The organism is Desulfitobacterium sp. LBE, from assembly GCF_007830365.1.
GTDB lineage: Bacteria > Bacillota > Desulfitobacteriia > Desulfitobacteriales > Desulfitobacteriaceae > Desulfitobacterium > Desulfitobacterium hafniense.
The window spans coordinates 3,547,038-3,567,533 of the sequence record NZ_VLKD01000001.1; the positions used below are offsets into that span (position 1 = coordinate 3,547,038).

At 48.6% G+C, this 20,496-nt stretch carries 18 protein-coding genes and 3 tRNA genes; 19 read left to right on the forward strand and 2 right to left on the reverse strand.

Features of this window, described 5'->3' with window-relative positions; all coding sequences use genetic code 11:
* Positions 1 to 15 precede the first annotated feature (15 nt).
* The 18 genes from DESLBE_RS16880 (at position 16) to rlmH (ending at position 17,074) form a co-directional block, all read left to right on the forward strand.
* Positions 16 to 91 (forward strand) — tRNA-Lys (locus DESLBE_RS16880).
* Positions 92 to 356: 265 nt separating this feature from the next.
* The gene (locus tag DESLBE_RS16885) at positions 357 to 1,547 is read left to right on the forward strand and encodes an ABC transporter substrate-binding protein (protein WP_005815196.1); all 1,191 of its coding nucleotides are present in this window, start codon (positions 357 to 359) and stop codon (positions 1,545 to 1,547) included.
* Between the two features lie 149 nt (positions 1,548 to 1,696).
* Positions 1,697 to 2,578 (forward strand): branched-chain amino acid ABC transporter permease, encoded by an 882-nt coding sequence (locus tag DESLBE_RS16890; protein WP_144677660.1) that lies wholly within the window; start codon positions 1,697 to 1,699, stop codon positions 2,576 to 2,578.
* A gap of 10 nt (positions 2,579 to 2,588) precedes the next feature.
* Positions 2,589 to 3,665: a branched-chain amino acid ABC transporter permease gene (locus DESLBE_RS16895; protein WP_005815200.1), complete on the forward strand. Its 1,077-nt coding sequence runs from the start codon at positions 2,589 to 2,591 to the stop codon at positions 3,663 to 3,665.
* Positions 3,658 to 4,452 carry an ABC transporter ATP-binding protein gene (locus tag DESLBE_RS16900; RefSeq protein ID WP_144677661.1) on the forward strand — a complete coding sequence of 265 codons (795 nt, stop codon included), beginning with the start codon at positions 3,658 to 3,660 and terminating at the stop codon, positions 4,450 to 4,452. The genes DESLBE_RS16895 and DESLBE_RS16900 overlap by 8 nt, the downstream gene beginning before the upstream one ends.
* A gap of 5 nt (positions 4,453 to 4,457) precedes the next feature.
* Entirely contained in the window at positions 4,458 to 5,159 is a 702-nt protein-coding gene (locus DESLBE_RS16905) for an ABC transporter ATP-binding protein (protein WP_144677662.1), read from the forward strand.
* 117 nt (positions 5,160 to 5,276) lie between these two features.
* Positions 5,277 to 5,352: transfer RNA gene (locus DESLBE_RS16910), tRNA-Glu, on the forward strand.
* 5 nt (positions 5,353 to 5,357) lie between these two features.
* Positions 5,358 to 5,433 (forward strand) — tRNA-Phe (locus DESLBE_RS16915).
* 203 nt (positions 5,434 to 5,636) lie between these two features.
* Positions 5,637 to 6,185 carry a hypothetical protein gene (locus tag DESLBE_RS16920; RefSeq protein ID WP_058490398.1) on the forward strand — a complete coding sequence of 183 codons (549 nt, stop codon included), beginning with the start codon at positions 5,637 to 5,639 and terminating at the stop codon, positions 6,183 to 6,185.
* 78 nt (positions 6,186 to 6,263) lie between these two features.
* Positions 6,264 to 6,404 (forward strand): six-cysteine ranthipeptide SCIFF, encoded by a 141-nt coding sequence (scfA, locus tag DESLBE_RS16925; RefSeq protein WP_005815210.1) that lies wholly within the window; start codon positions 6,264 to 6,266, stop codon positions 6,402 to 6,404.
* Positions 6,405 to 6,547: 143 nt separating this feature from the next.
* Positions 6,548 to 7,978, forward strand: a complete 1,431-nt coding sequence (scfB, locus tag DESLBE_RS16930; RefSeq protein ID WP_144677663.1) for a thioether cross-link-forming SCIFF peptide maturase — start codon at positions 6,548 to 6,550, stop codon at positions 7,976 to 7,978.
* A gap of 33 nt (positions 7,979 to 8,011) precedes the next feature.
* Positions 8,012 to 10,018 carry a molybdopterin-dependent oxidoreductase gene (locus DESLBE_RS16935; protein WP_144677664.1) on the forward strand — a complete coding sequence of 669 codons (2,007 nt, stop codon included), beginning with the start codon at positions 8,012 to 8,014 and terminating at the stop codon, positions 10,016 to 10,018.
* 273 nt (positions 10,019 to 10,291) lie between these two features.
* On the forward strand, positions 10,292 to 11,584 hold the full coding sequence (locus DESLBE_RS16940; RefSeq protein WP_144677665.1) for a MerR family transcriptional regulator: 1,293 nt from the start codon (positions 10,292 to 10,294) through the stop codon (positions 11,582 to 11,584).
* A 174-nt stretch (positions 11,585 to 11,758) separates the two neighbouring features.
* The gene (locus tag DESLBE_RS16945; RefSeq protein WP_144677666.1) at positions 11,759 to 13,528 is read left to right on the forward strand and encodes an FAD-dependent oxidoreductase; all 1,770 of its coding nucleotides are present in this window, start codon (positions 11,759 to 11,761) and stop codon (positions 13,526 to 13,528) included.
* 210 nt (positions 13,529 to 13,738) lie between these two features.
* Entirely contained in the window at positions 13,739 to 14,383 is a 645-nt protein-coding gene (locus DESLBE_RS16950) for a tetratricopeptide repeat protein (RefSeq protein ID WP_005815216.1), read from the forward strand.
* A gap of 111 nt (positions 14,384 to 14,494) precedes the next feature.
* Positions 14,495 to 15,307 (forward strand): MBL fold metallo-hydrolase, encoded by an 813-nt coding sequence (locus DESLBE_RS16955; RefSeq protein ID WP_011462308.1) that lies wholly within the window; start codon positions 14,495 to 14,497, stop codon positions 15,305 to 15,307.
* Positions 15,308 to 15,327: 20 nt separating this feature from the next.
* Positions 15,328 to 16,485, forward strand: a complete 1,158-nt coding sequence (locus tag DESLBE_RS16960) for a trypsin-like peptidase domain-containing protein (protein ID WP_005815222.1) — start codon at positions 15,328 to 15,330, stop codon at positions 16,483 to 16,485.
* Positions 16,486 to 16,591: 106 nt separating this feature from the next.
* Positions 16,592 to 17,074 (forward strand): 23S rRNA (pseudouridine(1915)-N(3))-methyltransferase RlmH, encoded by a 483-nt coding sequence (rlmH, locus tag DESLBE_RS16965; protein WP_144677667.1) that lies wholly within the window; start codon positions 16,592 to 16,594, stop codon positions 17,072 to 17,074.
* Positions 17,075 to 17,230: 156 nt separating this feature from the next.
* Here rlmH and DESLBE_RS16970 read toward each other — a convergent pair whose 3' ends face one another.
* Positions 17,231 to 18,421: a coenzyme F420-0:L-glutamate ligase gene (locus DESLBE_RS16970; RefSeq protein WP_144677668.1), complete on the reverse strand. Its 1,191-nt coding sequence runs from the start codon at positions 18,419 to 18,421 to the stop codon at positions 17,231 to 17,233.
* A 131-nt stretch (positions 18,422 to 18,552) separates the two neighbouring features.
* Between DESLBE_RS16970 and DESLBE_RS16975 the strand changes: the two genes are divergently transcribed.
* A complete protein-coding gene (locus DESLBE_RS16975) occupies positions 18,553 to 19,440 on the forward strand; it encodes a LysR family transcriptional regulator (protein ID WP_011462306.1) in 888 nt (295 codons plus the stop codon).
* Positions 19,441 to 19,577: 137 nt separating this feature from the next.
* Here the strand turns inward: DESLBE_RS16975 and DESLBE_RS16980 are convergent, their stop codons facing one another.
* Positions 19,578 to 20,489 (reverse strand): LysR family transcriptional regulator, encoded by a 912-nt coding sequence (locus DESLBE_RS16980; protein WP_005815230.1) that lies wholly within the window; start codon positions 20,487 to 20,489, stop codon positions 19,578 to 19,580.
* Between the last annotated feature and the right edge of the window lie 7 nt (positions 20,490 to 20,496).

Here is a 20,496-nt window from a genome sequence, read left to right on the forward strand (position 1 = left end):
TCGTGAGTGAGTTTTGAGCCATTAGCTCAGTCGGTAGAGCACCTGACTTTTAATCAGGGTGTCCCGCGTTCGAGTCGCGGATGGCTCACCATTATCTATCAAAAACGCTTGTGTTCTAAGGAATGCAAGCTTTTTTTAATTTGTATGGATAAGAATCTCCCCTAATAGATACCATGCATAATATTTATCTGTTATATTCTATTGCATAATAATATTTATCTGTTGCATAATATTTACCTTGACAGGCAGGCCTCTTGGAGGCTAAAATTATCCTATCTTTCTGATTATTCGAGGGACAGAATAGGTATATCAGCAAACTTGAATAATCATAAAATCTGTTATAAGGAGAAGGTATAATGAAAAGAATGTTCGGTATCGTATTCTCTCTCGTCCTGACCCTTGGTCTTCTGTCCGGTTGCGGAGGAACGGATAAAGCTCCAGCTCCAGGCGGAGAACCCAACGCAGGCGGCAAAGAACCGGCTGCAACCGCCGCCTTTAAGATTGGCGGTACCGGTCCTCTGACCGGTGGAGCAGCCATTTACGGCAACGCGGCCAAGAATGGCGCGCAGATAGCTGTTGATGAGATTAATGCCCTGGGCGGCATCCAGTTCGAACTCAAATATGAAGATGATGAGCATGATGCTGAGAAGGCCGTTAATGCTTACAATAAGCTGAAGGACTGGGGCGTGCAGATGTCCCTCGGTTCCGTGACCAGCACGCCCGGTGTGGCCACCAGTGCTGAGATGTTCAGCGATCGTATATTTGCCCTGACTCCCTCCGCGTCCGCTCCCGCTGTCATTGAGGGCAAGGATAATATCTATCAGATGTGCTTCTCCGACCCCAACCAGGGTTCGGCTTCCGCTCAGTATATCGCTGACAAAAAGCTTGGCACAAAAATTGCGATTATCTACAAGAATGACGATGTATATTCCAAGGGAATCTATAATACTTTCGTTAGCAAAGCCAAAGAACTGAATCTGGAGATCGTCTCCACAACCACCTTCACTGAGGACAGCCAGACCGACTTTTCCGTTCAGCTGGCCGATGCCAAGAAAAATGGCGCCGATTTAATCTTCCTGCCTATGTATTATACCCCGGCCTCTCTGATCTTCCAGCAGGCTAAGTCTATGGACTACTCCCCCAAATACTTCGGTGTGGACGGCATGGACGGAATCCTGACTCTGGAGAACTTTGATAAATCCCTGGCTGAAGGCGTTATGCTCCTGACCCCCTTCAGTGCCGACGCTACCGATGAGCGTACCGTCAACTTCGTCAAGAAATACCAGGAACTATTTAAAGAGACTCCCAACCAGTTCGCCGCCGACGGTTATGATGTGGTGTATGCCTACAAGAAAGCCATTGAGGCTGCCGGCATCACCCCTGATATGAAGGCCGCCGATATCTGTGAGAAACTGGTCCAAGTATTCCCCACTATTTCTGTTGACGGACTTACCGGTGAGAAAATGACCTGGGCCAAGACTGGTGAAGTTTCTAAGAAACCTAAAGGAATGGTCATAGAAAAGGGTACCTACGTCGGTATGGACTAAGAAACTGCTGCCCTTTCAAATGGTTTGTCGAGAGGACTGCCGAGTACATACTCGGCAGCCCTTTATCCGTTATGTGGCCTTTTCCGAATCTGCTCAAACTACGAATATGCTCAAAAAATATGCTCAAACTAAATGAAGGTGTGTGAGTTATGACCTTTCTCTCCTTTCTGATCAGCGGACTCAGTCTTGGCAGCGTCTATGCCATCATAGCTCTGGGCTATACAATGGTCTACGGCATTGTCAAAATGCTGAACTTTGCCCATGGCGATGTGATCATGGTCGGTGCCTATGTTTGCTTCTTCGCTACCACACGGGGGAATCTCCACCCGGTCTTCGGTGTGCTTCTGGCCATGGTGGTATGTACTATCCTGGGGGTGGTCATAGAGCGCCTGGCCTACAAGCCGCTTAGAGCGGCAACCTCCTTGGCCGTGCTTATCACTGCTATAGGTGTGAGCTATTTTCTGCAGAATGCCGCTTTGCTGCTCTGGTCTTCTAATCCCAAGGTGTTCACTTCCGTAGTAGGAAATGGCTCTCTGAAGCTTTTCGACGGCCAGCTGACCATCTCCGTCATCGCCATCGTCACCATAGTCGCCTGCCTGATTATTATGGCCGTGCTGACCTGGTTCACCGGCAAGACCAAAATGGGCAAGGCGATGCGCGCCTGCTCAGAGGACAAGGGGGCGGCTCAGCTGATGGGCATCAACGTTAACTTTACCATCTCCGTTACCTTTGCCATCGGCTCTGCCCTGGCGGCGATTGCCGGCGTTCTCCTTTGCTCCGCTTATCCCACCTTGATGCCCACCACGGGCTCCATGCCCGGCATCAAGGCGTTCACTGCCGCCGTACTTGGCGGAATCGGCTCCATACCCGGCGCTATGATCGGCGGTATCCTGCTGGGCGTCATTGAGATATTCGGCAAGGGTTATATCTCCACCCAGCTTTCCGACGCCATCGTGTTCTCCGTCCTTATTCTTACTTTGTTGGTCAAGCCCACTGGTCTTCTGGGCAAAAAGATCAACGAGAAAGTATGAGGTGGATGCTATGATCGTATTGAAAAAAACTACACGCAACAACCTCTATACCTATGCTTTAGTTATAGTGGCTTATCTTATTGTCCAATTGCTGATCAGCGGCGGCAATATCAGCTCCTCCCTGCAAGGGCAGCTGGTTCCCATCTGCGCCTATGTGATCCTGGCTATTTCCCTGAACCTGACTGTGGGCATACTTGGTGAGCTGTCGTTAGGCCACGCGGGTTTTATGAGTATCGGTGCCTTTGCGGGTGTGGTGGCTTGCATAAGCCTGGAGCAGATCATACCCATCACGATCCTGCGCCTGATCGTATCTCTTATCGTCGGTGCTCTTTTCGCCGGAGTAGCCGGTTTTCTGATCGGGATACCTGTCCTGCGCCTTAAAGGCGACTATTTGGCCATCGTCACTCTGGCTTTTGGAGAAATTATCAAAAATATTATCAACATCCTTTATGTAGGGTTGGATAAAGCAGGACTGCACATTAGCTTCCTTAGCGACTCCAATGCCCTGAACCTTGGTGAGGGCGGCAGAGTCATTATCGACGGACCCCTGGGCATTACAGGTATACCTAAGCTTTCCACGTTCACCATCGGTTTTGTCCTCATACTGATTACTTTGTTTATCGTACTGAATTTGGTTGACAGCCGTTCGGGACGGGCAATTATGGCGTTGCGCGACAACCGCATTGCAGCGGAGAGTGTGGGTATTCACATCACTAAATATAAGCTGATGGCTTTTGTCACCTCCGCCGCCCTGGCCGGTGCCGCAGGCACTTTGTTTGCCATGAATTATTCCACCATCATTGCCTCTAAGTTCGGTTTCAATACCTCGATCCTGATCCTTGTCTTTGTGGTCCTGGGAGGTCTGGGTAATATTCGGGGCTCGATTATCGCCGCCACCCTACTTACCATACTCCCTGAGCTGCTGCGTGAATTTAACAGCTACCGCATGCTTTTATATGCCATCGTTCTCATCCTGATCATGCTGGCCACCAACAATGACGCCTTTAAAAGCCATTTGGGAGCTTTAAAAGCAAGGCTGCTTCCTGCAAAGCTCAGAAAAGAAAAGGGGGGCGCGGAAAATGGATAAGGGTGATGTGAACTTGCTGCCGGTGCTGGAAGCCCGGGACCTGGGTATAAACTTTGGCGGACTTATGGCTGTCAATGGTTTCAACATGGCCATCGGACGTACGGAGATAGCCGGACTCATTGGCCCCAACGGTGCAGGAAAGACTACTGTCTTCAATCTGCTCACTAAAGTATATCAGCCTACCCATGGCACCATCCTGTTGGATGGACGTGACACGCAGAATATGAACACAGTGCAAATCAATAAAGCCGGTATCGCCCGGACCTTTCAAAATATACGCCTTTTCTCGAATCTATCGGTTGAAGACAATGTAAAGCTTGGTATGCATAATCATATCAACTATGGTATGTGGAATGGCATTCTCCGCCTCCCTGCTTACTGGAAAAGCGAGAAGCAGGCCCATGAGAAGGCCATGGAGCTTTTGTCCATCTTCGATATGGAGGGTTTGGCGGGGAAGCAGGCAGGATCTCTGCCCTACGGCGCTCAACGCAGGCTTGAGATAGTCCGTGCCCTGGCCACGAAACCCTTGCTGCTGCTCCTGGATGAGCCTGCCGCCGGGATGAACCCTTCCGAGACAGCCGAATTAATGGATAATATCGTGAAGATTCGTGATACCTTCCAGATCGCAATTATGCTCATCGAGCACGACATGAATCTGGTCATGGGCATCTGCGAGAAAATAAGTGTGCTTAATTTCGGTAAAGTCATCGCCAACGGCAACCCCAGCGAGATCCGGAACAACCCTCAGGTCATCGAAGCTTATTTAGGCAAGAAGAGGGAGGGCTGACCACTATGTTGAAAGTCGATAATATCAACGTTTTTTACGGTGCGATACACGCCATCAAGGGTATCTCCCTGGAGGTCAACGAAGGTGAGATCGTGACTCTGATCGGGGCCAATGGAGCCGGCAAGAGCACTGTGCTCAAGACCATTTCCGGCTTGCTGCGCACCAAGACCGGCGGCATAAACTTCTTGGGCAAAGACATCACTTCCACGCTGCCCCACAAGATTGTGGAACGCGGTTTGGCTCATGTCCCTGAAGGCAGGCGGATTTTTCTGCAAATGACCGTCCGGGAGAATCTGGAAATGGGCGCCTACACCCGTCCTTCCGGCGATATCGAGGCCGAGTTGGAAAAGGTCTACGTTCTGTTTCCGCGACTTCTGGAACGCCGCAGACAGGTTGCGGGCACCCTTTCCGGAGGGGAGCAGCAGATGCTGGCCATCGGCCGGGCGCTGATGAGCAAGCCTAAACTTCTGATGCTGGATGAGCCCTCCATGGGCCTTGCGCCGATACTGGTGGAGCAGATCTTCACCATTATCCAGGAGATGAACAAAGCCGGAACCACTGTCCTTCTTGTGGAGCAGAATGCCCAGATGGCTTTATCTATTGCTGATAGAGCCTACGTTCTGGAGACCGGCTCCATCTCCATTTCCGGCACCGGCCGGGAACTGGCCGAGAGCGATGAGATCCGCAAGGCTTATCTTGGAGGCTGAGCAGCCTCCCGGAAGCGTTCAGAAAAAATGCTGGAAAAAAATCTGTCCAAAGGTCTTTACTTATAGGCATCTTTTGTGTATACTACAAAAGCGTGAGTGAGACGGCTCACCATCAGTGGCCCATTGGTCAAGCGGCCTAAGACACCGCCCTTTCACGGCGGTAACACGGGTTCGAATCCCGTATGGGTCACCATGTATGCCTCGGTAGCTCAGTCGGTAGAGCAGAGGACTGAAAATCCTCGTGTCGGCGGTTCGATTCCGCCCTGAGGCACCATTTGATTTTAAAAAGGAAGTTGTCTATAAGCCATGCTGTATACCAAGCAGTGTGGCTTTTGTATTGGCTGCTGTTCGTGCCTTAACCGGCTTATGCCAAACAATCATTCTATTGTCAATAGACATAAAATAAGCTACACTATTAACTGAATCCTTGTCACATTATGTTTAAACCCCAGATTATATGTAACTGGAGGAAGCCCTGTGAAATTGAACAAAGTGCTGGTGACTGTTGCACTTCTGCTGATTTTCTCAGTCAGTGGCTGCGGCTCCCTTGAAGAGGCTGTTCAGGAGGCCAAAAAGGTGGTTCCAGGCGATTGGGAGGTAATCCATACCCAACAGGTTCAAAATGAGGCGACAATTGTCTTTTATATCAATAATGATGAACTGGGGGCAGGCTTGTTTCAGAAGGATGCCTTTGGTTGGAAGTGGCTGGGAACCGAAGGCGGCTCTTTGGTAACCTATCCGAAAGGATTGTCGTGGCGTTATTCGGATTTAGGGGACAAGTCCACCAAGTTCTATCTTTATTATGGATTTGTGGAAGAACCCAAAATCAGCTCCATTGAAGTGAAGACCACCTGGGGGGAAACCGTTAAAGCAATGATTGTGCAGTCCGGGGAGTATTCCCTTTGGTATGCTATGATCAGCAAAGCTCAGGTTCCCTCGGTTGACGCCGATATTACCGGATACTCGGAAAAAGGCGACGTTCTTTATTTGTTCAGTCAGCCCAAACAAGGAACAGTAACCAAGTAAATTATATTTTGCACACTAACTTGTCCTCATGATATAATGAGTGACGAATTCTTATGTGTTCGAGAGGAGGCTATAAAGATGGCAAAGCATATCCAAACAGTTGTTAAAGCCAATTTAAGTGCAACTTTAAAAACAGGTGGCTGCGGAGAGTGTCAGACTTCCTGCCAATCGGCCTGCAAAACATCCTGCACCGTAGGCAATCAAGTCTGTGTTAAGTAGTATTCGTCAGCAGTGCCCCGACCAGAACATAGTGTGACGAAGTGAAAAGATTAAACATAGGTCGCGAGAACCCACCTGATTCAGGCGGGTTCTGTTTCTATGTTTATCTGTTTATCTGTTTAAGAAAGAAGGGAAAACCGACCATGTTCCTTGAAGGATATGATCTTAAAAAAAATGTCCATAGCTACCAACAGGGAGATCTGAAGATTGCCTATGATGTCAATTCCGGCTCCCTGCATATTTTAGATGACACGACCTTTTCAATCCTGAAAGTTCTGGAAAGACTACAGGAGGAGCATCAGCCTTTGGCCAGGGAAACGGTCGCAGCCCTGTTACAGGCAGAGGGTATGCCTCTTCCTCAGGAAGTAGCCGAGGAAATCTTTGCCGAGATGGAAGAGCTGCAGCAGGAGGGTGTCCTGTTCTCTAAGGAAGCCGAAGAGAGAGGCCCTGCCTACCCGGCCAAGCCTATTGTCAAAGCCATCTGTCTTCACGTGGCCCACGACTGCAACCTGCGCTGCAATTACTGCTTTGCCGGAACCGGGGCCTTTGGCGGACAGCGGGGTCTTATGGACGTGGCAACCGGCAAGCAGGCTATCGACTTTGTCCTGGAGGCCTCCGCTCATCGTAAGCATTGTGAAGTGGACTTTTTCGGGGGTGAGCCTCTTCTGAACTATCAAATGGTCAAAGAGGTTGTCCGGTACGGGAAAGAGGCGGCCCAGGCTAAAGGCAAAACCATTAAGTTTACCATAACCACCAATGGGGTGCTGCTGAGCGAAGAAATACAAAACTTTCTGGATCAGGAAGATATCAGTGTCGTCCTCAGCATTGACGGACGTCCGGAAGTCCATGATCGGATGCGCCCCTATGCCAATGGCCAGGGAAGCTATGCCCAAGTAGCTCCGCGCCTGCAGCAGTTTGCCGCGAAACGCCCCGAGAGCTCTCCCTATGCCGTAGGTACTTACTATTATGCCCGGGGAACTTATACCCATTACAACCTGGACTTTGATCAAGACGTCACCCATCTGCTGGATCTGGGTATGAAACAAATATCCCTGGAACCTGTGGTGGCTCAGCCCAGCGATCCCTATGCTTTCCAGGAAGGGGATCTTCCCGAAATTTTAAAGACCTATGATCGCCTGGGGGAAGAGCTGCTGGCTCGCCGGCGTAAAGGTGAAGATTTTAGTTTTTTCCATTTTAACGTAGCCCTGGACCAAGGTCCATGCCTGCCCAAGCGCCTCTCCAGCTGCGGAGCCGGCCATGAATATGTGGCGATTTCACCGGAAGGAGATCTCTATCCCTGCCATCAGTTTGTCGGCCAGGAGGAGTTCAAAATGGGCTCCCTGGGGCAAGAGGGTGTTCCTCTTAATCCGGAGATCATCGCGAAGTTCCGTTCCGCCCATGTCTATAGCAAAGCGGCCTGCCGTCAATGCTGGGCGCGTTTTTCCTGCAGCGGCGGCTGCCACTCGGCCAATCATGCTTTTAGCGGCCAACTTAACGAGGTCTATGCTTTAGGGTGTGAGCTTCAGAAGAAACGCCTTGAAGTAGCCCTCTATATGAAGATCAAAGAGGCATAAAAGATTCTATTATGGTTTGTGGAGGGGATAAACATGACCGTTCTGCGCTCGGCTTGTCCGTTGAACTGTCCAGACAGCTGCGGCTTTGTTGTGGAGTACAGCGAGGATAAAGGACTGCAGGTTCGTGGGGATAAGGAGCATCCTCTAACCAAGGGAATAGTATGTTCAAAAGCTCAGGCTCAGGCGCAACGGGTCTTCTCGGCCGAAAGGCTGCGTTTCCCCCTTCTCAGGGACCGGGGAGGATTGCGGCGGATTTCCTGGGCTGAAGCCAATACTCTCTTAACAGATAAAATCAAAGAGACCCTTGAAGAAGTTGGCTCCTGGGGAATCTTTCACCATTATGATTATGGTCACAATGGGAGGTTAAGAGAGCTGGACCGGCGCTTTTTTCAAGCCTTGGGCGGGGTCACGGAACCCAGAGGAAGTATGTGCTGGGGAGCAGGCTACCGGGCCCAGGAAATTGATTTCGGGGGAGTTCTGGCCGGGGATTGGACCCAGGTCAGCCAGGCCAAGGTCATTATCCTGTGGGGAAGGGATCCGGCCGTTACCAATCTGCATATGGTGCCTCTTTTGCTGGAGGCTAAGAAAGCCGGGGCCAAGATCGTCGTGATTAATCCGGTGCGGGTGAAAAGTGCTGATTTTGCTCAGGATTATGTTCAGGTTCATCCCGGCAGTGACGGCGTCCTGGCCATGGGAATCGCCCATATTATTTTACGGGAAGGCTGGCTGGACTGGGATTTTGTACGCAGGTCCGTCCATGGGCTGGAAGCCTTTGCCCTCAGGGCGAAGGAATACAACCCGGAACGAGTGGCCATGCTGACCGGGATACCGGTGGAAAAACAAGAAGAATTGGCCCAGACCATAAGCCGCACCCGGCCGGTCACGATCCTGGCCGGATACGGCTTACAGCGCTATAGCGGCGGCGGCAATACTCTCCGCGCTATCGATGCTCTTTTAGCCTTGACCGGCAATCTGGGCCAGCCCGGAGCAGGCATCCATTATGGCTATCAATACCATAGCCGTCATCTCAACAAAGTCACCATGGATCCCCAGCATTATCAGTCCCGGACCTTTCCTCATCCATTTCTGGCCGAAGAGATCAGCAAGGCGGATCCTCCGGTTCGTTTGGCTGTAGTGACCCGCTCCAATCCCTTGGTCCAACAGCCTAATTCCCTGCTTTGGCGGGAGGTCTGGGGGAAAATACCCTTTAAGGTGACCTTTGAGATCACCCTGACGGAGACGGCCCGCCATTCCGATCTGGTTCTGCCTGTCACCACGGCTTTTGAAGATGAGGACCTGATCGCCACCTCCTGGAGTCCCATCCTTCAGCTTACCCGGAAGATTGTGGAGCCCCGGTATGAAGCGAGATCCGAAGCGGTGATTTTTACGGAGCTGGCCCAGCGTCTGGGTTTGGGAGATGCTTTTCCTTATACCCCGGAGCAGTGGCTGGAATACGTCCTGGCACCCTTGGCCGAGTATGGAATAACTTTGGAGAGTTTAAGGAAAGGCTCTCTGCGGACTCCTTATATCCCTGAAGTGGCCTGGCAGGATTTGCAGTTTAAGACACCCAGCGGCAAGATTGAACTGGCTTCAGAGATCGCCCTGGCTGAATACGGGGATGCCGTAGCTGATCCCCTTCTCGAGGGTTCCCGGGATGCTTTGAACATGAATCTGGAATTTACCAAGACCCCAAGTCAAGGGGAGTATCCCTGGTATCTCATCACCCCTCATCCCCACCATGCCCTTCATTCCCAGTTTCAGGAGGCAGAAGGCTTTCGCCTTTATATCCACCCCCAACTGGCCGAGAAGTATTACCTCTCCACCGGGGATCGGGCCTTGGTAGAGACGGAGCATGGCCAGCTTTTGGCCTGGGTGTCTGTCTCCGGGGACATTCACCCGCAAACGGTGGTTCTGCCCGAGGGGGGCACCGAGGAGGGCTGGGGTGTGAATCAGCTGCTGGCGGGAAAAGCTTCCGATTTTGGCGAAAGCACACCCTACTACGAAGCACGGTGCCAGCTGCGCAAATGGCTGGTGGACTAATTATCGACGGTAAAAATAAGCTGAAGATTTTGAAGACGGGAAGATTTTGCGTAAGATCTTCCCGTTTTGCCATGTTCTTGGACAGTACTGCCCAAGAATTCCTGCTGGAATTCCTGTTGGTTTGGAGTGAGCAAAGCGGGTTTGTGCCAAGCCTGTGCTTGATATAGTTATGATGCCAATGGTAATATCAGAGTGAGGAATGGTGTTTTTAGAGTCGAGTCAGGTGTGTTTTGTTGCCGAAGAGCTCCTGAATGTTTGGAAGTGAGTGATACTATGAGAATTGGTGAATTTGCCTCAAAATTGAATATCACCCAGGATGCTGTCAGACATTATATGGATCTGGGTTTGCTGATTCCACAAAAGAACGGCGGCCAATACTTTTTTGAGCAAGACGATAGGGAAGACATGGAAAAAATCATGAAGCTTAAGCAGCTGAATTTTTCATTAACGGAGATACTTAAAGTTTTGAGCTATAAGCGAATGACGGGAATGGACTCAGAAGAGTATAGAACCCTTTATTTGTCCTTGCTGGAAGAAAAAAAGAACAAAATTGATGCAGAAGTGCAGAAACATCTTGAAGTCCGTTCCAAGCTGAGAGGGAATATCGACCTTATCAAGAGCCGCGAAAAACGAGAGCTGAAGCGGCTCGGGTTCCCTATAGCTGCTCTGACTTTGCTGGCTTGTCCCCAGTGCCGGTCGCCCTTGCATATTTCAGACGGCACCATCGAGAAGAATATGATTTTTGAGGCCAGCATTCAATGTGATTGTGGTTATCATGCGATTATCGAAGATGGCATTTATGTGGATCCTAAAGCGGTCAGAAAAAAAGTTTATCCTGAGAGGAGTAAGCTGCCTACAAGGGAAGAATTCCTGGCAGCGGCATCCACAAAATATATCAACCTGCGCTATAAAGCCATAGATATGGTGATTGAAACGATCCAAAAAGAGAATAGGAATCCTCGTTATATTCTGGAAATCGATCCCTGTATCTCACTGTTTTTGATGCAGTACATCAAATACTTGCACAAGGACACTACCTATATTTTAAACAACAGTGACCTGGAAAAGCTGAATTTTACCAAAAAAGAAATTGAAGCCAATTATGATCATAAATCTTTCGTGTTCTTTTGCTGTGATATTCAGGGGCTCCCCTTAGCAAGAAATTCCCTTGATATTATTGTGGATTTCTTAATGACCAAAGCCTATGCTCAAAGTGAGCAGGAGTTTGTCATCCAACGGGTTTTTCCTTTGCTGCAAAAGAGCGGCCTGTTAGCCGGTGTATACCCCTATTTTAAGCCAAGATCCGAAAATGCTCTGAGCGTACCGCTGCACATACGGGACTATCTGAATAAGGATCATCTTCATGATATGCTGAGTGAATTAGGGATTGTTAAAATGCAGGATTTGGACATCGGCCCGGTTGTGGAAAACAACCCCTATGAAACTGATATTCGCGGCAAAGAATTATTTTTCAATATACTGGCAGGAAAACCTGAATCGCCTCTTATATTTAAACCCATCGGCAAAAAAGATCTAGAGCAATTCAAAACGGTTATGTCATTTTAATGAGGGTATGGACAGCCTGACCATAGACCTTGACTTGTGAAACATGGGGTTAACCCCATGTTTCCTGGTTTTTTGTGAAGAATTTGTGGTTTTAGCTCCTTTGACATCGGGAAGACACCATGTCATACAATCTGGTTGTAAAAACTCTATAACGATTCAAAGGAGGAAAAGAGCATGAAACTAAAAAAGAAAGCAATAGCTTTCGCAATGGCCTCAGTTCTGACCCTGTCTCTCGTCGGATGCGGCGGAACATCCGCCCCGGCGGCAACAGAACCGGAAAAGTCCTTGGCGGGCAAACCGGGCACTTACAGTGCAACCACCACCGGCCACAATGGTCCTTTAAAGCTGGAACTTACAGTGGATGAGAAAGGAATCAAGGATCTGAAACTGGTAGAGTCCAAGGAAACTCTGATGGTGGGCGGCTTCGCCTTTGACGTCCTTCGTCAACAAATGCTCGATCATCAGACATTGAGCCTGGATTCAGTATCCGGAGCGACAGTCTCCAGCAGAGCGATTATGGCAGCCGCCAAAGATGCATTAACCCAGGCAGGAGCTGATATTGCGGGCCTGGAAGCCAAAAAGATTGAGAAAAACGCCCCCGGCCAGCTTACCTGGGAGACCGATATCTTAGTGGTTGGCGCCGGTATGGCCGGTATGTCGGCAACTCTTCAGGCAGCCGAAGCCGGAGCAGATGTTATCCTGGTGGAAAAGCGCGGGGTTATCGGCGGCACCTCCGCACTTAATGCAGGCTATGTCTATGGTGCAGGGACAAAGGTCCAGGAAGAATTTAAGATCAATGACTCCGAAGAACAATATTATCAGGATCTGCTGGGCCTCACTGAAGTGGCTAAAGATAAATATATCGACAGCAATCTGTTGAAGATTATGGCTTTTAACTCCGCGGAAAACATTCAATGGCTGGTGGATAAAGGGATTAAGTTTTATACCGTGGATCCGGCCAATATCCATCCGCCCAGAAGCACCCCCCGTATTCATAAAGCCGAAGGCGGCGGCAGCGGCATCATCAAGACCCTTTATGATAAGGCCTTGGCGCTGGGAGTTAAAGTCTACACCAACACACCCGTGGTTGAGCTGATTAAAGAAGGGGATAGGGTCGTTGGCGCCAAAGCGGAAGACAGCGACGGCAACGAAATCACCATTAAGGCCAAAAGCGTCATCCTTACCAGCGGCGGATATGGTAAGAATAAGGACATGGTGAAGGAATCCAATCCCAAGCTTACCGATTATACCAATTCCAATGTCAACGAGGGGGATACCATCATACTGGGTAAAGGGGTAGGAGCGGATATTATTATGAAAGATGCTCTGCTCATGCACCATACGGCTTATGCTAATAGAGGAATAGGGGGCGAATCTTTTGATGCTCTCTATGTGACACCTGAAGGGAAACGCTTTGTTGATGAATCCACCTACTTCTACTGGCGCTCCAGATCATTAAGAGAACAAGGCTTTGAGGATATGTGGACTATTGCTACCGAATCCCTCTACAAGACCTACAAGGATTCTATTGATAAAGCCATCGAAGCGGGCAGCAAAGCTTTTAAAGCCGATACCATCGAAGAGCTGGCCCCAAAAATGAATATGGACCCCGCTGCCTTAAAGAAAACTATCGAAGACTATAACAAAATGGTTGAAGCCGGTAAGGACACCGAATTTAACAAACCTGCCCAGTATCTAAGCAAAGTGACAGCGCCCTATATCGGTCTTGATATGAAAGGCGGTCTTGTGGATACCACCGGCGGCTTAAGAGCTAATGAAAACGCTCAGGTTGTCGATACGAAAGGAAATGTAATCCAGGGACTTTATGCTGCCGGAAGCGCGGCCTGGGCTCAAACCATCTCTCAAGAATATGAAGGCAGCGGCTCCGCTATGCTGCAAGGTTTGACCTTTGGAAGAGTGGCGGCGGAACATGCAACAAAATAATATAATTCCAATATCCCGCCAACCTGTGCCGTATCGTGAATAAGGGCTATTGAAAAAGGGCCTCCAGTCGTATCAATAAAGTCACGACTGGAGGTCTTGCTATAGGCAGTATTGTCCTGCACCTGCAAAAGCCTGGTAGACTAACTTTGGGCAAAATGTTAAAATAAGAGCATGTATAATTAAGATTGCTGGATAGGAAGGGGCGGTTCGGTGCAGAAAAAAACCCAAAAATTAACCGTGTATGTTATTGTGGGCTTATTGATTATCAGCTTGGTAGGGACTTCCTTTATGTTCTTGGGGGATATGCGCCCCACAGTTGGAAAAAACTATCAGGATCAAATTAATAGTTTAAAGCAAGCCCTGGAAGCAAATCCTCAGGATACCCAAACCCGCCTGGCTCTTGCTGACACCTATTATGATTGGGGTATGCAAACATTATCCCAGGATATGGCGGAAGAAAATCTGGCAACAACGACTTCGATACTTCAGCAGGCGGTGACGGAATATCAGGAGGTTCTCAAGACCGAGAAGAATGTCAACATCCTTGTCGATATGGCTACTGCCGCTTTTTACACAAGCCAAAATGAATTGGCCGATCAGACCTTCCAAGAAGCTTTGCAGGAGGATCCGAATTTCTATAACGGTCTTTACAATTACGGGGTTTTCCTGTATTCTCAGGGAGACTACGGCAAAGCTATCGAACAGTGGGAGAAGGCTCTCGCTTTAGAAAACATCTCCACGGACGATAAAGAGAGACTGGAGAGAAATATTAAGCTGGCCCAGGATGGGATTGTCCAACAATTTCAACAACCGGAAAACGGAGATTCGTCTGACGCAAACGCTGAGGCTAAATAAGCCTCAGTTTTTCATTTCTAAAGTATTTTGCCGCAAAATTATTTTGAAAATGTTTTTTATAGACAAAGGATTTGATATAATATCTTTGTTTAAACGGAAGAGGGGAATTATGTGCATTTAGCGACACTGGCCAGTGGGAGCTCCGGCAATTCCATTGTTGTGGGGCATGAAAAGAGGAATTTTCTTGTTGATTGCGGTATTAGCCTCAAGGCAACCCTACATAATCTAGCCATCCTCGATATAGCTCCTTCAGAAATCGAAGGAATTTTCATTACCCATGAACATAGTGACCATATTAAAGGGGTTGGGGCTGTCGCGCGCAAGCTTAAAATCCCCATTTATGCCTCGGCAAAGATCTGGGATGAGCTGAATCCCTCCATAGGAAAACTTAAGGATGAACAACGGGTGGTGGTCAAGGATGCTTTTACTTGCGCGGGCCTGCGGGTCCGTGTCTTTCCTACCTCCCACGACAGTCAGGAAAGCTTCGGTGTGCGGGTGGAGGTTGAGCAGCCGGTCAAGGGTCGAAGCAGGGCCATTGGGATTGCTACGGATACGGGAATCGTCACTGAAGAGATGCATCAAGCCTTAAAAGGTTGTGACGCTTTAGTGGTGGAGGCCAATCACGACCGGGAAATGCTTTGGCAAGGGGGATATCCCTGGTATCTCAAAAAGCGAATCAGCGGGAATTATGGCCATTTAGAGAACAGTCAGCTGGCTGAAGGCCTTCTGCAGTGGATCGAGGGAAACACCCAGCGCATTGTTTTAGCCCATTTAAGCGACGAAAACAATACACCGGAAACGGCCCTGTCCACCATTTTGCGTATACTCAAAGAATCCCGGGTGGCCAAGGAAAACCGGGATCTAAGATTGCGGGTGGCACCGCGCTATACACCGCATGAACTGATTGTTTTGGAAGAATACTAAGCCGACGAGGAGGTCATGGCATGGGTTATTATGATCAAAACGATTACTCAGACTATTCAGCAAAGAGGCGCAGACCCGGACTTTTCGCTACGATAGCCCTGGCTTTAATCAGTGCGCTCATCGGCGGTCTTATCTCCGTAGCCTTAGTGCCTTCTTTATATGGCAATCAGCCTGGGGGAGGAAAAGAGGTCATTCTCGGCCAAGGATCCTCTGCACCGCCGGTGACGATTACCCAGCCTACCGGATTTCCAACGGTAGAGGTTGCCAAAGCTGTGGGACCCGCTGTCGTAGGCATTGCCAACTTTCAATCCCGGGGCCGGATTTTTGGCGGCGCCGGTCTGACTGAAGCAGGCACAGGTTCCGGTTTTATCATCGATGCCCAATACGGTTATATTGTTACCAACTACCATGTCGTCGCCAATGCTTCAAAATTGATGGTGAGTTTGGCCGACGGAAGAAATGCAGAGGCCACTTTAGTGGGCCAGGACCCTCGTACAGACCTGGCGGTGCTCAAAATCTCTGCGGACGGACTTACCGTGGCACAGCTGGGAAACTCGGAGCAAGTCCAAGTGGGGGAACCGGTAGTGGCTATTGGCAACCCCGGTGGGGAGGAATTTGCCCGTTCCGTGACTCAGGGTGTTGTGTCGGCCAAGAACCGGATTTTGTTAATCGAGGGAGAGTCCAGTTTTAACTTAATTCAGACCGATGCTGCCATCAACCCAGGCAATAGCGGTGGTCCTCTGGTCAACTACAACGGCCAGGTGGTGGGGATCAATTCAGCTAAGAATGCGGAAGCCGGTTTTGAGGGCATGGGCTTTGCCATCCCGATTACGGATGCCATACCCGTTATCGAACAGCTGATTGCCAAAGGTTACTTCAGTCATCCCGGATTTCTGGTCTCCATCGACACCCGCTACACACCCGAATGGGCGGCCCAAAGAGGTTGGCCTGCCGGTGCCTATATCTCCAATGTGGACCCCAGCGGCCCGGCGGCTCAAGCCGGTATCCAGGCCGGGGATGTTCTGGTGAAGATTGAGGGAGTCACGGTCAGGAGCTCCCTGGAGTTAACCCATGAGTTATTTAAGTTTAAACCGGGAGATACCGTTACGGTGACCTATTACCGTAATGGACAAAATACCGATGTTCAGGTGAAATTGGTTGAGATCATCGCCAACTAGGCGATTCAGGGCGGCTATATAATTGGGGGGAGGATATGAACAGTGATCACCCTCCCTTTGTTTTTTACATAATATAATGTAAATCAGTAAGGAGTATCATATCACAATGCTGCAGATTAAGATCGTGGCGGTAGGAAAGATCCGGGAAAGATTCCTTATGGAAGGGATTAAGGAATATGCTAAGCGTTTAAGTGCTTATATCCGCCTGGAGATGACGGAGATTGCCGATGAACCTTGTCCGGAGCGTCTTTCCCCCGCTGATGAAGAGCGGGTCAAAGATAGAGAAGGTGAACGGCTTCTGAAAGGGATCGGCCCTCAGGAGCATGTTATTCTCCTTGATTTGCAGGGAAAAGAATTCACTTCGCCGGACTTCTCTGAATATATGGATGAACTTGCCTTAATGGGAAAAAGCAGCGTAACTTTTATCATCGGCGGTTCCTTGGGGGTCTCTGAGGAAGTAAGGAAAAGAGCGGATTACCGCTGGTCCTTTTCCCGTCTGACTTTCCCCCACCCTCTGATGAGGCTGATGCTGCTGGAGCAGATCTATCGGGCCATGCGCATCAGCAAGGGGGAGCCTTATCATAAATAGAGAGGAGAATAGAGGAACTTATCCAAACTGAAATTTCCAAACGTTTGGAAATTTGAAAAACAGGACCTGTCCCCCTGATTCCCCCGAAATGAGGCTTACCAGCGCAAAGAACCCTGGTCACTCCAAGGAGCGGCCAGGGTTTCTTTTAGTGCTTCATTATTTTGTATAATTATCAAAATAGCCTTTGATATAGACGATAGGCGTCCCTTTATCACCGCTGCCGGAGGTTAAATCCGATAAAGAACCGATGAGATCCGTCAGCCTGCGGGGAGTGGTCCCTTGGGCTTCCATGGACCCGACCAGATCCTCACATTTATTTTGAATATACTCCGAGATAGCCTGTTTCTGGTCCTCTCCGCAAAGATGGGAGAAATTATTGTCGGCCAGGTATTTTAATTTCACTTCGTTGGGCGTGCCGTCAAGCCCGGCAGTATAAGCGGGGGAAACCACCGGATCGGCCAGCTCCCAGATCTTCCCGACGGGATCTTTAAAGGCTCCGTCACCGTAAACCATGACCTCCACTGTTTTACCCGTTTGTGCTTTGATTTCCGCCTGAATGCCGTCAACGATAGGCTGACAGTTATTCGGGAATAGCTTGACCCGCTCTTCGGTTGCTTTATTGGACCCCAGGAGGCCGTACTTTTCGTTACAGCCGCTGCCATTGATGGATTCGGTCAAAATCTCATCGAGGCCATAGACTTTTTCAGCACCATTGTTTTTCAGGATGCGTTTGGTCCGGAAGCGGGAGTGAATATCACAGGTTAAGACCTGGTTGGTGTAATTTAAAATAGTTTTGGGATGATTGGAAAAGATGATTTGGCAGGTTGCCCCTTCTGACTCAATCAAGTTTCGGTAGTATTCGATGTAGTCAATACCGGTGAAGGGATGCTTGATATAACCGAAATGCCGGCGGAATTCAGCTTCAGTCAGGACATCGGTCCAGGGATTGATGCCTTTTTCATCCAGTTTATCAAGGTCCACAAGGTGGTTGCCCACTTCATCTGAGGGATAGTTCAGCATTAAGACAACCTGTTTTATCCCTTTGGCGATTCCCCGTAAACAGACGGCAAACCGGTTGCGGCTGAGGATGGGAAAAATAACTCCTACCGTCTCCGCGTCGAATTTAGCCTTAATATCCGTGGCAATATGGTCAATGGTAGCATAGTTTCCCTGAGCACGGGCTATAATGGATTCTGTGATCGTGACAATATCACGATCCTCGATCAAAAAGCCTTCAACTTTTGCTGCATTGAGGACAGTATCCACAACGATCTGTTGAATATTACACCCTTGGTTAATGATCGGCCCGCGAAGTCCGCATACTGTAGTTCCAACGACTCTTTCCAATGCGCTCTCTCCTCTGATCAGAGTATAGTCTGCCTAAAGCAAGTAGAAATTTTCAATCAACTCTACTATACTCTTGAATAAGGGTATAAGTAAAATTAATATTCATAATATCTGATACAAGGAGAGCTAATATGATTGGCAAATTAGATTTATATCGCATCTTCAATGCAGTAAGCAGGAATAAAAGCTTTTCCAAAGCAGCCCAGGAACTCTATATGACCCAGTCGGCTGTCAGTCAAGCCATTGCCAAGCTGGAGAGTGAATTGGAAGTACAGCTTTTTTATCGGACCTCAAGGGGCGTCCTCTTGACCAATGAGGGAAAGCTTTTAAATGAGCATGTGAACTCCGCCCTGGGCATGATCCATGCGGCAGAAGATAAAATCCTTGAATTTAAAGAATTAAAAGCCGGACAATTGCGGATCGGGGTTGGCGATACCATCACCCGTTACTTTTTGCTGCCTTACCTGGAGGAATTCCACAGTGCCTACCATAGCATCAAGCTCAATATACTCAATGGCACGACAACAGAGATCCAAGACTTTATCAAGTCCGGAAAAGCAGATGTAGGAATCTGCAATTTGCCGATTCAGGATGAAAGCCTGTACGTCATCCCCTGCAGAGAGATTCACGACATCTTTGTCGGCGGGGAAAAATATAAAGACATGACGGTAAAACCCATTCCCTTCAAGCAGCTTATGGAACTACCGCTGATCTTTTTGGAGGAGAAATCAAATTCCCGAAACTATGTGGAGAGTTTCCTGAAAAAGGAGGGCTTTCCCCTTTCCCCCGTATTTGAGCTGGGGTCCTATGATCTGATGCTGGAGTTTGCCAAAATAAACTTAGGAATTGCCTGTGTCATTAAAGAGTTTTCCGAAGATTATCTGGCTAATGGCAGCTTGTATGAGCTGAAGCTGGAAGAAGACATTCCGAAAAGAAGTATCGGCTTATGTTATCTAAAAAGTGTCCCATTGACACCTGCAGCTAAGAAATTTGTCGAGAGTATCATTTTACCCTCATGAGAAACATTTAACATGCTTCGGCGGGAAAAGTAAAATACATTGTAGATATGCCCCCCATAAGTGCAGCTTTCGTCATCGACATAAATAAGCTGAGATAAACAAAGTTATCTCAGCATTAAAAACCAGGCCTTGCCTTACTAGGACCTGACTTCTGCTTTCCGGGAACAGGTGGCCCTGATGACTCTGATAAATTCCTTTTCAATCATGCAAAGATGATGGCGATCCGACCAAATTAAGACTACGGATACATCCAAACGGGCATCACTGAGCGGGATTTTTTTTATTTTACTGGTTTTCATATACTCATCAGCCATAAACTTAGGGACAAAAGCAATAGCCTCTCCCTGTGTCAGGATCTTTTCCATCATCTCTAAATTATCGACCCGATACGAGACGTTGAAAGAGCCGTGTTTTTGCAGCAGACTTGATACACCACATTCAGTAATGTACTCGGTGTTGTACAGAAGAATGGGCAAGGATAAGGCTCTTTTCAGTGTTATGGTCGATTCAGAAGCCAATTTACGATTGCTCCCTGTAATCACGACAAATTCATCGGCAAAAAGTTCGATAGATTGCATATCCTTTGATTTGCGAAAGGCATCGGTACTTAAGATTATACCAAAATCCGCCTTCCCCTTTTCAATGTCCTGCAAAATATTATTGGATTCTCCCACTTTAAGCAAAACATTGACTTTCGGATGATTGTACTTGAAAGTAGTCAGTATATCTGGCATGATCGTAATGTTGACGCCAGGATCGGCGGCAATAGATATATTGCCATTGAGCACAAGGGAGTTACCGTGGGCAATGGCTTTAATATCGTCAATTCCGCTCAGCACTTCCTTAGCCTTGACGATAATGAGCTCCCCCACGTCCGTTAAATAAGCGCCAGAATTTGTCCTTTTTAACAGAACTACACCAAGTTCATCTTCGAGCTTACTGATAGCAGAACTAAGAGCAGGCTGCGAAATGTGGGAACGTTCCGCGGCAAGGGAAATGGACTTAGATTCGTTGACTGCAACTAAATACATTAATTGTTCTAGACGCATTTTAATT